At 33.2% G+C, this 12,907-nt stretch carries 14 protein-coding genes; 9 read left to right on the top strand and 5 right to left on the bottom strand.

Translation table 11 applies throughout. From position 1 onward, the window contains the following. Nucleotides 1–89: 89 nt before the first annotated feature. Nucleotides 90–965 carry a metallophosphoesterase gene (locus tag MHI39_RS17090; RefSeq protein ID WP_342539827.1) on the bottom strand — a complete coding sequence of 292 codons (876 nt, stop codon included), beginning with the start codon at nt 963–965 and terminating at the stop codon, nt 90–92. Between the two features lie 262 nt (nt 966–1,227). On the opposite strand from MHI39_RS17090, the gene MHI39_RS17085 reads away from it, so the two are divergent. The 5 genes from MHI39_RS17085 (at nt 1,228) to MHI39_RS17065 (ending at nt 5,050) form a co-directional block, all read left to right on the top strand. After that, nucleotides 1,228–1,449: a hypothetical protein gene (locus tag MHI39_RS17085; protein WP_058002459.1), complete on the top strand. Its 222-nt coding sequence runs from the start codon at nt 1,228–1,230 to the stop codon at nt 1,447–1,449. A gap of 108 nt (nt 1,450–1,557) precedes the next feature. Next, entirely contained in the window at nt 1,558–2,322 is a 765-nt protein-coding gene (gene fadH, locus MHI39_RS17080) for a 2,4-dienoyl-CoA reductase (RefSeq protein WP_259545862.1), read from the top strand. A gap of 282 nt (nt 2,323–2,604) precedes the next feature. Then, complete coding sequence (locus MHI39_RS17075; protein WP_280616432.1) at nt 2,605–3,321, top strand: DsbA family oxidoreductase; 717 nt, start codon at nt 2,605–2,607, stop codon at nt 3,319–3,321. Nucleotides 3,322–3,326: 5 nt separating this feature from the next. After that, entirely contained in the window at nt 3,327–4,265 is a 939-nt protein-coding gene (locus MHI39_RS17070; protein ID WP_342539826.1) for an acetamidase/formamidase family protein, read from the top strand. 182 nt (nt 4,266–4,447) lie between these two features. Continuing rightward, nucleotides 4,448–5,050 (top strand): DUF3993 domain-containing protein, encoded by a 603-nt coding sequence (locus MHI39_RS17065; RefSeq protein WP_259545859.1) that lies wholly within the window; start codon nt 4,448–4,450, stop codon nt 5,048–5,050. Nucleotides 5,051–5,102: 52 nt separating this feature from the next. Here the strand turns inward: MHI39_RS17065 and MHI39_RS17060 are convergent, their stop codons facing one another. After that, the gene (locus tag MHI39_RS17060) at nt 5,103–6,059 is read right to left on the bottom strand and encodes an MBL fold metallo-hydrolase (protein WP_342539825.1); all 957 of its coding nucleotides are present in this window, start codon (nt 6,057–6,059) and stop codon (nt 5,103–5,105) included. 284 nt (nt 6,060–6,343) lie between these two features. Here MHI39_RS17060 and MHI39_RS17055 point away from each other — a divergent pair, with 284 nt between their 5' ends. Then, nucleotides 6,344–6,598 (top strand): YkuJ family protein, encoded by a 255-nt coding sequence (locus MHI39_RS17055; RefSeq protein ID WP_058002465.1) that lies wholly within the window; start codon nt 6,344–6,346, stop codon nt 6,596–6,598. 309 nt (nt 6,599–6,907) lie between these two features. Then, nucleotides 6,908–7,354, top strand: a complete 447-nt coding sequence (cbpB, locus tag MHI39_RS17050) for a cyclic-di-AMP-binding protein CbpB (protein WP_058002466.1) — start codon at nt 6,908–6,910, stop codon at nt 7,352–7,354. 29 nt (nt 7,355–7,383) lie between these two features. Here cbpB and MHI39_RS17045 read toward each other — a convergent pair whose 3' ends face one another. The 3 genes from MHI39_RS17045 to MHI39_RS17035 all read right to left on the bottom strand — a co-directional run bounded on the left by MHI39_RS17045 (nt 7,384) and on the right by MHI39_RS17035 (nt 10,954). Continuing rightward, entirely contained in the window at nt 7,384–9,261 is a 1,878-nt protein-coding gene (locus MHI39_RS17045) for an acyltransferase family protein (protein WP_342539824.1), read from the bottom strand. 280 nt (nt 9,262–9,541) lie between these two features. Continuing rightward, entirely contained in the window at nt 9,542–10,423 is an 882-nt protein-coding gene (locus tag MHI39_RS17040) for an RsiV family protein (protein ID WP_342539823.1), read from the bottom strand. A 36-nt stretch (nt 10,424–10,459) separates the two neighbouring features. Then, nucleotides 10,460–10,954 carry an RNA polymerase sigma factor gene (locus MHI39_RS17035; RefSeq protein WP_071976578.1) on the bottom strand — a complete coding sequence of 165 codons (495 nt, stop codon included), beginning with the start codon at nt 10,952–10,954 and terminating at the stop codon, nt 10,460–10,462. Nucleotides 10,955–11,192: 238 nt separating this feature from the next. Between MHI39_RS17035 and MHI39_RS17030 the strand changes: the two genes are divergently transcribed. After that, nucleotides 11,193–12,080 (top strand): LysR family transcriptional regulator, encoded by an 888-nt coding sequence (locus MHI39_RS17030; RefSeq protein ID WP_058002470.1) that lies wholly within the window; start codon nt 11,193–11,195, stop codon nt 12,078–12,080. Between the two features lie 74 nt (nt 12,081–12,154). Continuing rightward, entirely contained in the window at nt 12,155–12,862 is a 708-nt protein-coding gene (gene dapD / locus MHI39_RS17025) for a 2,3,4,5-tetrahydropyridine-2,6-dicarboxylate N-acetyltransferase (RefSeq protein ID WP_058002471.1), read from the top strand. Nucleotides 12,863–12,907 lie beyond the last annotated feature (45 nt).

Here is a 12,907-nt window from a genome sequence, read left to right as displayed (position 1 = left end):
ATTAGTTTTCTAAACGAGCATTTATTACATATTTTTCAATCAGAAGTAAGTAATATAAAAAATGATGATAAAAAAAGCAATCGGCTACATTAATAGTCGGTTGCTTTTAATGTGAAGACCGTAATCTCGGGAACAGATAAAAAACGCAAGGGTAATCTAGTGGTTCCTAATCCCCTATTAACATATAAATATAGTGGATAGTTATGATTAAGGTGATATTCACCTTCAGGATATTTTTTTCCATAAGGGGGCGTTATTAATGCACCAAAAAAAGGAATTTGTACTTGGCCACCATGACTATGTCCACTTATTTGAAAATCAACATTATAGGTTGAAGCTGCATCTGCTAAATCAGGTGCGTGTGATAGAAGAATTTGAAATGCATCCTTCGGAGTAGATTTTAGTGCTTGAGTTAGATTCGGAGTACCTAGCATAGCATCATCGATACCCGCAATATGAATTTTAGATCCATCTTTTTGCTGTATAGTAGTACCTTCATTTCGTAAAACACTAAATCCAGAATTTTTCATCGTATTCATATATATATTAGTTCCATAACCACCGTGATCGTGATTTCCATAAACAGCAAATTTACCAAAAGGTGCTTGTATTTGATTTAAAATAGGAGGTATTTTTTTTATATATGGAAAGTGGTTCGGCTCGTCCATTAAATCTCCAGTAAAAAAAACGATATCTGGATTTAATGAATTAATTCTGTTCACGTGTTCTTCTAGTTGATCAAGAGTATACTGGAAGCCAAGATGTGTATCGCTGAATTGAACTATGTTCATTTGATCGAAGCTTAAAGGGATTTTATTATGCTTTACTGTAATATGTTTAACCTCAAGTCTTCTTGGTTCAATATATCTAGAATAAATATATCCCCCACTACCGATTCCAATTAGCGATAGGATTGTACCAATTCCTTTTTTTAGAAATTTTCTTCTCGAAAGACTTATAGGCATATGAGACGCACAATTGTCTTCTGATGCTCTTTATAAATTCTTACCATAATTTTCGCTAAGTGCTTCTCTCCTTTATCATTGAAATATGACTCTATTAAATGTATATTCAAATTATAGTATTCATTACCTTTGTTATGAAAATAGTTGCTGCTACTCATAATTTTAAAAAAATAGTAAAAATGATGACAAGAGTGCCTTCATATAATATATAATACTATTCGATTTTTTTCATTCATTACTTATCAAAGAGAGGAGTTTAAAAATGAAAACACATGAACAAATGGATGCAATATTTCTGCCTACTGAAACAGGAATGATTAAAATATATGCGTATGGATTTTCACCATCTGGATCATGGGGTCAAGTATATACAGAATATAATGATATCACGATAACAGTTAAAGGTTATCATCGCAAGAAAACAATTATTCGATCTTTAAGTAGATTGAATGAATCATTGCTAAATAAAATGGAAGATAAGTAAAAAGAGTGTGAAAGCTCTTTTTTTTTTGTATAAAATTTCATAAATTTCAGTCATTACATGTTACAATATGAGTGAGTATTCATTCATATTAGCTGGGAGGTATAAAAAATGAAAGATAAGGTTGTAATTATAACTGGTGGTTCTAGTGGGATGGGAAAATATATGGCATATCGCTTTGCTAAAGAAGGAGCAAATGTTGTAATTACTGGTAGAAACTTAGAAAGATTGGATAAAGTAAAAAATGAGCTTTTAAAGATTCAACCGAATATATTAACGGTACAAATGGATGTCAGAAACCCTGATGATGTCGATAGAATGGTGAAGGAAGTAGACAAAAAATTTGGTAGAATTGACTTTCTTGTTAACAATGCTGCAGGGAATTTTATTACACATACAGAAAATTTATCGGTCAATGGCTGGAATTCCGTTATTAATATTGTGCTCAATGGGACATTCTATTGTTCACGTGCAGTAGGGCATTATTGGATTGAACGTAAAATGAAAGGAAGTATCATCAATATGGTGGCAACATATGCTTGGAATGCTGGTGTAGGTGTTGCCCATTCCGCAGCGGCTAAAGCAGGAGTATTGTCATTAACAAGGACACTTGCAGTAGAATGGGGAAGGAAATATGGAATTCGTGTAAATGCTATAGCTCCAGGGCCGATTGAAAGAACAGGTGGTGCTGACAAGCTTTGGGAATCAGAAGAAGCGGCAAGAAGAACTTTGAATAGCGTACCGCTTGGTCGATTAGGAAAGCCAGAAGAGATTGCAGGACTTGCTTATTTTCTATTTTCAGGTGAAGCCGAATATATAAATGGGGAATGCATTACGATGGATGGTGGTCAATGGTTAAATCAATTCCCTTTTTGATTTGAAGTTACTGTCACACTCCATCTTAGTATGAAAATCATTTGTATTGCCTAATCTCAACATTTTGGATTTAGAAATGAATCCCATTTTGTGAAATCAAAACAAAAATACTTTTCACGGATCATATTAGAATGCCGGAACAGGTACATGCATTTTTCTTATCCTTAAGCACTTTGCGTGATATTTAATGTGTATGAGTGATATGATAGAAAAAATGAAGAGGTCGTAGTTAGGTTTCTTTCATACACATGTACTATGAAAGTGATAGGAGATGTTTTATTAATGAAAATTGAAATTTGGTCTGATTATGTATGTCCGTTTTGTTATATTGGGAAGCGACGCTTAGAGGAGGCGATTCAAGAATTTCCTCACAAAGAACAGATTGATCTGGTTTTTCGAAGCTTTGAATTGGATCCAAATACTAAAAATGATAATGATCTAAATATACATGAAGCCCTTGCTAAAAAATATGGCATGTCTATTGAACAAGCAAAACAAATGAATGAGAATGTCGGTCAGCAAGCAAAAGATGTAGGATTAACTTATCATTTCGATACGATGATACCAACTAATTCCTTTGATGCCCATCGTTTAGCTAAATTCGCTGAGGAACATGGTAAGGCACAAGAAATGAATGAAAGATTGCTTAAGGCGTATTTTACCGATTCAAAAAAGATTAGTGATATCGAAATATTGGCGGATCTTGCTGAAGAAATTGGTTTGGATCGTGAACGTACATTAAATGTACTCAAGGGCTCAGAATATAGTCAGTTGGTACGTCAAGATGAAGCGGAAGCCAAGCAAATTGGGATAACTGGTGTTCCTTTTTTTGTACTAAATCAAAAATATGCCATTTCAGGTGCCCAACCAACTGAAACTTTTATTAAAGCCTTAAATATGGTATGGGAAGAAGAAAACGAGAAAAAATCATTAAAAATAATTAATACATCAAAGAGCGAATATTGTACGGATGAAGGCTGTGAAATATCTGAAGAGTAGTATTTTTGTTCTTCGTTTTAACAATGAATAGGAAAACGGATAAAAAGGTAGGGGTACGATTGAAAATATTTAATAAAGAGAATGTGATAACCAGTTTTTCTGCCAAACACAAACCTTCATATTCAGTCAAAATGGGAGAAATTTTTCAAGTTGAAACAAACGATTGTTACGGTGGAGCAATAACGAGTTCAGATCAATTACGTACGGAAATAAATATAGACTATATCAATCCAGCTACAGGTCCCATTTATATCAATGATTTACATAAAGGTGAAACTCTTTGTATTGATATTCTGGATATTCAATTAGATGAATATGGTGTGATGGTTCTATATCCTGGAATGGGTCCCCTTGGTGACTTAGTTAAACAGACAGATACAAGAATATTTCATGTAAGTTCTGGAAAGGTAGAATTTAATGAAGAGATTGCTCTTCCTGTAAAGCCAATGATTGGTGTAATTGGGGTAGCTCCTTTAGAAGGAGAAATTCTCAGTGAATCACCTGGGGATCATGGTGGTAATATGGATACAAAACAGATTACGACCGGAAATAAATTATACCTACCTGTTTTTCATGATGGTGGCCTGTTGGCATTAGGTGATTTACATGCTTCAATGGGTGATGGCGAATTAAATGGCTCTGGTATAGAGATTGGTGGGAAAGTGACGATGAGCTTATCAAAAAGCAATCTAAGCATTCCTATGCCTATTGTTGAAACAACCGATTCTTTTATGTTTATTTCATCAGCGAAAACTTTTGAGGAAGCATCTAATAAAGGAATGGAGGCAGTTGTCCATTTATTTAAGAAAAAGCTAGCCTTATCTTTTAATGATTCCTATCGATTATTAAGTGCAGTATGTGATCTGCAAATTAGTCAAATTGTTAACCCACTAATCACTGTGCGTGTAGTTGTTCCAAAAGGGATTATTTCTAACCTATTCTAATTGATATGACGGAGCTGTTTGAATATTTTCAGACAGCTCCGTTTTTTATTTTGGAAAATAGGGTAAAGAAAATAGTAAAGCATGTCAGTAATTGTATTAAAAATACGAACGGTTTCTTTCATATCGACAAATTTCTGTTGTTACAATGGGAGAAGAAAAAAAGCAAACAGAGGAGGATGAATATGCGGATTATGGCTACCATTTTTTCCATTATGCTTTTTCTGACATTTGGACAAGCATCTCACGCATCAACAACGGTGGGGACGGATTCAACGATTAAAGAAATAGTGAAAAAGTCTTTGGATGCACAAGTTAAATTAAGTGAAAAAGAGCGGGATTTGAAGGAAATTCATGAAATGTTAATTCCCTATTTTACAAGTTCATTTATGCAAAAGTTCCTTAAAGAAAATTTAGTAAAAACCAATTATGGGTATCAAACGTTTGGAACCGATTTTGCACGATATTATATTCCTTTTTTTTCTTATGACCAATATACGAAAGTCGTCCATTATAATAATAAATATTATGTTTTAGAAAAACGTAACTTAGATAATGAGGGCCCAGTTCTATATACATCTGAATATCAAGGTGTTTGTTTGATTAATGAAGATGGGAAGTGGAAGGTGGAAAATGTCCTTTATGATTTACCGATTGAACTAATAAAGAAAATGAATGAATCAGATAAAACTGGATTAAATAAGAATACAGTAGCTTTGCTTGCTGAGAATCCTTTTTTCTTAGGATGGAAACATTTATTCAATCGTAGCTTTTACCCAATTATATAATAAAGGAAGGTGGCCATAAGATGGTTCACCTTCTATTTAAATTGAAGGGTTTCTATCTATTTGTGACTTCTTTTTTCCAATAATCAATTAATCCCATGGAGCAAACTTTTAAATCAAGATCAATTACTTTGAAAATTTTGTGATCTTTTGGCACTTGTTGTTTTAATAATTCATTTATAATACCTTCTTTGAGTCTTATATAAGTATATTCTATTCTTTCTTCGTCCATCTCACTATAGAAGTAACCCTTACGTCCACAATCAACAAAGAATTCTATCCATCTCTCTACCTCATTCAAAGCAAATTCAACTTGTTTTGTATAACCAAAATGACCGAAATAAAGATAATTGAGTGATTTTTCACGGTAAAGCTTAATCGAATGTAACATTTCTGTTGGGTTAAACTGATTTGGTGAAGTTGTTGGTAAATAAAGATCAATGCCAAGTTCTTTTAACATCCAATAATAAATCCCTGCGGTATCACCTGTAAACATTCCATTTGATACAGGGTCGTAAATGCTGAAATGATGTCTGGCATGACCAGGAGTATCATAAAATGTCAAACAAGTGTTTTTGCCAATTTGCAGTGTTTCACCATCATTTTTGACCATTATCCTTTCTTTTGGAACAGGTAGTATAGGCTTAAAAAGTTGATCAAATTGATTCCCATATACAGCCCTTGCACCCATTTCTAATTTACTTGGATCAGCCAGGTGCTTCGCGGCCTTTGGATGAACCACAACTTTTGCATTTGGACAATCCTGTAGGAATAGTCCCACACCACCTCCATGGTCAAGATGTATATGTGTTAGAATAATAAATTTTATTTGATCAAGCTCAATATTCAATTCTTTTAAGCCTTGCTTTAAATATCGAATGGACGGACTAGCGGAGGTTTCAATTAACGTTATTGAGTCTTCAAGAATTACAAATGAACCAGTTCTCTCACTCATACCAAGATCGAATAAATCAATTAGTTTAATCCGTTCATTAACATCGATTATGCTCATTTTATTCCTCCTCAAATAGTTTATATATGTATATATTTAATTTTACCCCTTGTTTATTGGAGAATAAAGAAATTAGTAGTTAGAATTTTAGTTTCGGGAATGATAAGAATATAAGTTATAATAAATAATAAATGATAAACATGACAGTATAATCAAATAGCCATAATAATGGCAAAATAAAAATTGTTTTTTCGTAAGTATTAAGGGTGGTAATCGTCACTCGTATAGGTTATGATAAACCGGTGACTTAATTGGTGATGGTGTTAAACAGAAAGGAGTTTACTATGTCTCAACTATTAGGAATTATCCAAAGATTAAAAGCGATGCAGGATGCAAAGGATACAGGTGAGATACAACAACGCAGATTTGAGGTAAATGGAAAAACATTATGTCAAGTAAAGTTTTTTCCAGCGACAGATACCTTTGAATTAGAGGAATATGATGAAGATAAAAAAGTAAACAAATATCAATTTGATGATATTGATATTACCGCTATAGAAATTTTTGATTTAGTACAAGAAGAGAAGAACCCATCCTAGAGCCTAATTAAAGGCTCTTTATTTTTTTATCTAAAAAATAGCTGTAGAATATTTGGCTGTTTTTGGTATAGTTTGTTGCTTTTATAAAAGCCAAAAAGGATTTTGCGGTTCTTATGAGTTTGCAGCTCTTTTTTAGTGAATTGAAAGATGTAGCTGTCTTTTTCAGATGGATTTTTGGTGAAACTTAACTTGAATTGTAACAATGTTTGAAAAAAGAGCCAATAATTAAAATGTTAATTCGTTCAAAGTTGATGTTATTATGATAAAATAAGGGAGGGAAACCTTAAAACATAACAAGGGAGTTTTACAATGATTTCCTTACAAAGTAATGAATTTTTAGAACCGAAAATCATGGATTTCGTGATTCCTTCAGAAAAAGTTGCACATGTTCAAGTTGGAAATAGTTTAGAACATGCACTATTAGTACTTACTAAAAGCGGCTATTCAGCTATACCAGTATTAGATGCAAAATACAAACTACATGGACTCATTAGTTCATCTTTAATTACTGAATCTATTTTAGGCTTAGAACGAATTGAATTTGAAAAATTAAGTGAAAAAAAAGTAGAAGATGTTATGACAGTAAAAATTCCAAGATTAAAAATTGATGATCATTTTGAAAAAGCTTTAGGTCTACTGATAGACCATCCGTTTTTATGTGTCGAAGATCAAGAGGGCTATTTTGCAGGAATTTTCACTAGAAGATCGTTATTAAAAGAATTAAAAAAACATGTACAAAAATTAAATCATTTATAAGAACAAAAAAATAAGCTCCATAGTGGGGCTTATTTTTTTATCTTATTAAGTACGAGGTTAGCATATGCTTGAGAGCCTGATTTATTTAAATGGACTCCATCTGGAGCAAAATACTCATTATGCCCTTTACTTGCTGTATACCAATCTACTAATGTGACATTCGAATATTTAGGAGCAACTTCTTTTAAGGTTGAATTCACTACTGATTCCCAAGGACGTGGGACCCGGGTGTTAACTAAAATGATCCGTTTATCGTTTCCGATTGTTTGAATCATGGATTCAAGCTGATCTTTTGTAAATGCCCCATTTGTCCCTTGCTCGATAATTACCGTATCACCTAAACTTCCGTTTTTTACCATGCGTTCAACAATACGAATAGCTTGGTACATTTGCCTTCCAACCTCAGCATCAACAGTCATTGAAGGAATTTTATCTTTTAAAAATGGAGCTACATCAAGTAGTATAGAATCTCCAATAGCTGTCGTATGGATATCTTTCAGATTAGTAACAGTTTGTTTTTCCTCTTTTGTATTTTCAGTCTTGCTACTAGTTGTTTCTTTACTATTTTCACTCTCAACGTCTTGATGTTGTTGTTTTTCATTTTTTTCACTAGGTTTATTTTTTATTTGTTTAATAGGTTCTTTTGGGTCATATTCTTTCATGGCTGCTTTAGAGTATTCTTTTTTATTACCACTTGCTGAAGGATCATTTGATACAACGACTAAGGAAATCATTAATATGAGAATGGCCCCAGCTAATGTTGCAACACGAGCAAAGGAGATGTGATGATCCTCAAACCAATTTTTCATCATCTTAAATGAGTTTGAAAATCCATGACGTCGAATCGGATTTTCTATATATTTATAGGATAACGCTGATAGACCTATAATGAGTACTAGTTGAATTAATACTCTAATTAGTGATATTCCATTGGTATTCACTGAAGGTGTAGTTAAAGTAATAATAGGATAATGCCATAAATATATCCCATAAGAGCGTACCCCTAACCATTGCAATGGTTTAATACTAAAAAGTTTACTAATACTATTAGCAGGATGCACTAATACCGCAACGAGTATGGCAGTAATAAGAGAAACAAGAACCATACCACCACGATAGAGGAAGCTTTCATATTGATTGGTCCTCCAAAGCATGAATAGAATTACTAGTAGTGCTACTGCTCCAATAGTGTTAAGGAAATATTTTAATCCTTTTGGAATGTCAAAAGCAAGCTTCTGACTAGGCCAATATAATGCTAGTGCCGCTCCAATTAAAAGTGAAAAAGCACGGGTATCGGTACCATAATAGACTCGACTTGGATCCAAGCCAGGTTGATACAAGACCCCCATTGCTATTGCAGATATTGTTGCAATAATAACAATCAATAGGAAAAGGAGTCGTCTCGGAATGAAACGAAATCCAAGCATTAGTAATAACGGCCAAACTAGATAAAACTGCTCTTCTACAGCAAGTGACCAAAAATGATTGAGAAGTGATGGATTTGCAAAACTATCAAAATAGGATTGGTTGTGAAATATATACCACCAATTACTAAAATAAAATAATGCTGCAAGACAATCCTCTCTCAATGAGTGAAGAAAGGATCGGTCAAAAAGACTTACCCAACCAATTAAAATTAACAGTAACAGGAAAATAGCTGGTAGAAGACGTTTAGCCCTTTTTAGCCAAAACTTTTTCAAGTGAATGTGTTGATGTCGGTCCCATTCTTCAACGAGGAGATCGGTTATTAAATAACCTGAGAGGACGAAGAAAACGACAACTCCTAAAAATCCACCACTAGCCCATTTAAAGCCTAGATGATAGAAAATGACGGAAAGTACCGCTAATGCGCGAAGTCCGTCCAGACCTAGAATATATCTTCTTTTTGGTGTTGCAGATTGAATCATGCAATCCGCCCCCAAAACTTATAGGAATATTTGTTCTTTAGTATAATGATGTGGTACATAGATGTTTATCCCTTTCTACTAATTAAGCAATATGTTGGTTACTCCCATTAAAAATTTAATATATGTAGGGCTGTTTAATAAAGGCTCCCCTTATATTAAACAGCCTCAAATGGTGTTTATTTGTGCAAAACCTATTTTACATGAATCGAGAATAGTTTTTCTATCCCCAAAAGGTCATTTTCGAAAATTATTTGTTCTTTTTTGATCAAAGCTAATGAATTTATTTAATATAATCATGACCTACTAGTTCATTAGAAATGACCTTTGTTGGAATAATGAACTCCACAGTGCCCATGTATCCAGGTGCAACTTCATATTCATTAAAAGTAATGACTAATTTATGATCTTTATTAATGTAAAAGCTTTGATTTGCTGAAATCTGATTAAAGGCTTCCGTTAGGTCAAGGTCTTCGATACCTGCATTATCAACCCAATAAATTTTATTTGGATCCTTTTTCATTTGGTCCCGCATTTGATTCTTAATATTTTCACTAATCACTTTAATATAGTCATGATCTTTAAATAGTATTGGAAGTGTTAGCAAGATTTGCTTTTCCTTATCAACGGTATCATATTGAACGGTTGTCGATGATGATGCTTGTGTATTAATAACATAGCGTTCAATTGATAGGATTTTATCATCATCTGTTTTAACCTCGTATCCAGAGTCTACACCTAAATGGCCGCCACCTTTTTTCTTAAGATTTTCTACTTCTTTTGTAAAATCATTATATAGTTTTTGATTTTCTGCTATATATTTTTTGTTAAGACTATTTTCTAATTTTTTATTGTTAAGGTTATTTACTTTAGGAACTTTTAAGTGAGCATTGTAATTTTCGTCATCCACATTTATTTCTTTGAAGGTGATCACCTCTACAACTGAACCTAAAACTGGGACCTTGGATAAGTTTTTTGCAAACGTTGGACTAATATTAACACTTGCAGTAAAAATGATTGCGGCTGCAGCTGCTCCAACAAGCCAGTGATAACGGAATGGCTTTTTGTTTTTGTGTTGTAAAGCTTTATTTACGACTTCATCGAGCTCTTTAGGAATTGGTGTATTTTTATATTCATTTTTTAATTCTTCTAATCTTTTATCCATTTTATTGCCTCCGGTATAATTGAGATAGTCTCTACTTTAAATTCTTTCGTCTTTCATTTTAATCCTTAAAATTTCAAGTGCTTTGTATAGACGAGTTTTCACTGTACTTACATTTATGTGAAGTATTTCAGCAATCTCATCTATTTTTAAATCTTCAAAATATCGAAGGATAATGACACTCTGATATTTTATTGGGAGATCTTCAAGTGATCTTTTTAAATCAATGTTTTGATAACTATCCTCTCTCCCGGTACTTAAGAAATCTAATGTTTCCTCATCAACTAAGGAGATTTTTTTTGTTTTTCTTAAAAAATCTAAAGATGTATTGACAACAATTTTATAGAACCAACTTTTTATAGACTGGGATTCCTTTAAAAAATCTTTTGCTATTAATGCTTTTTTTATTGATTCCTGAACGATATCTAAGGCATCTTCAGAATTTTTTACATAGCTATAGGCTAGCCGATAAAAATCTTCCTTATTTTCAATGATGAATTGTGTTAATTGGTCAATTGCCTTGCTTTTCTTCATGAAAAAAGAGCTCCTTTTTCTACAATGTGCTGCTTCGGCGCCTCCAAAAGCACCTTGACTTTTTCTTTGATACGGTATCTTTTTGGTGTTACGTTAAATAGACATATAGAAAGAAGAAAAAGTTTGAAATAAATTTTGGAAAATAGAACCAAAAGTCCATTTAATTTTGATAGAGAGTAATCATGAAATTTCTACTATTTTAAGATATAATATAAGTAAAACTTATAGGAGTATGTACATGTCAACGAATGAATTCCAATTACTTTCAGTTCTGGCACAAGAAATGAATATGAGGAAGGCTGCTGAACGTCTTTTTGTTTCACAACCTGCATTGTCTCAAAGGCTGCAAAATATTGAAAAGCAATGGGGAACAAAATTATTTATTCGAACACAGAAGGGATTAACACTAACACCCTCAGGGGAGCTCATTATTCGCTTTGCAAATGATGTATTAGAACGAGAGGAAAAGGTGAAGGAAAGTATACAATCTCTCGAGTCAAAGGTTCATGGTACATTAAAGATTGCATGTGCGTCTATCGTTGGTCAGAACTGGCTTCCTAAGGTACTTAAGAAGTTTGTTGAAAAATATCCCCATGCAAAAATATCATTAATTACTGGGTGGAGTAGTGAGATTTTAAAATCTCTATATGATGATGAGGTTCATATAGGAATTCTTCGTGGGTCTACGGATTGGAAGGGACCGAAACTCCATTTATTCGAGGATACACTGTATTTAGTTGATAAAGAGATTCAGCATGTCGAGGATGTATTAAAGACAGACCGCCCATTTATACAGTTTAAAAGTGATTCAAATTATTACCAAGAAATTCAAGATTGGTGGCATCGTCAATTTCAAACAACGCCTAAGAATACGATTGTGGTTGATCAAATTGAAACATGTAAGCAAATGACTTTTAATGGAATCGGTTATGCGATATTACCTGCGATTACATTAACTGAATCTGCAAATAATATGTATAAGATTCCTCTGAAAGGAGATCATGATCAACGTCTGAAAAGGGATACATGGTTATTAGGATATGAATCTGCCTTTGAACTAGGTCAGGTTCAGGCTTTTGTTGAGATCGTCAATGAATTTTTAGAAACTCAGCCACATACTTTTTAGACATATTTCTTGTTTATATTGATTTAGTTTGTTAAAGTAATTTTCATACATATTAAAAATTAGTAGGGGGATTAATGCTGATGGATGCAAATGAAATTATTTCTTTTATTTCAAATAGTAAAAAGACGACACCTGTAAAGGTTTATATAAAAGGTGATCTAAAGAAAGTTGATTTCGGAAGTAAGATCCAAACTTTTATTAACGAAAATAGCGGGGTTGTTTTTGGAGAATGGTCTGAAATTTCAGCTGTTATTGAAGCAAATAAAGAAAATATTGTAGATTATGTCGTTGAAAATGATCGTCGTAATTCTGCTATTCCTTTGCTAGATATGAAACATATTAATGCACGTATTGAACCAGGTGCAATTATACGTGATCAGGTTGAAATTGGTAATAACGCTGTTATTATGATGGGTGCAGTAATTAATATCGGTGCAGTTATTGGCGAAGGTACAATGATTGATATGAATGCTGTCTTAGGTGGACGTGCGACGGTAGGAAAGAATTGCCATGTTGGTGCAGGTGCTGTTTTAGCTGGTGTCATTGAGCCACCTTCTGCCAAACCTGTTATTATTGAAGATGATGTTCTTATTGGGGCGAATGCGGTTATTTTGGAAGGTGTAACGGTTGGTAAAGGTTCTGTTGTTGCTGCAGGAGCGATCGTAGTGAATGATGTACCACCGAATACTTTAGTTGCAGGTGTACCAGCGAAAAAATTAAAGGATATTGATGAAAAAACAAAATCAAAAATCGAAATTAAGCAAGAACTTCGAAATTTATAAGATAAAGCCTGGCAGCTGCCAGGCTTTTTGTAAAGGGGAATCTTA

It is taken from the genome of Heyndrickxia sp. FSL K6-6286, assembly GCF_038630395.1.
Taxonomy (GTDB): domain Bacteria; phylum Bacillota; class Bacilli; order Bacillales; family Bacillaceae_C; genus Heyndrickxia; species Heyndrickxia oleronia.
This window is presented reverse-complemented; position numbering and strand designations above follow the sequence as displayed.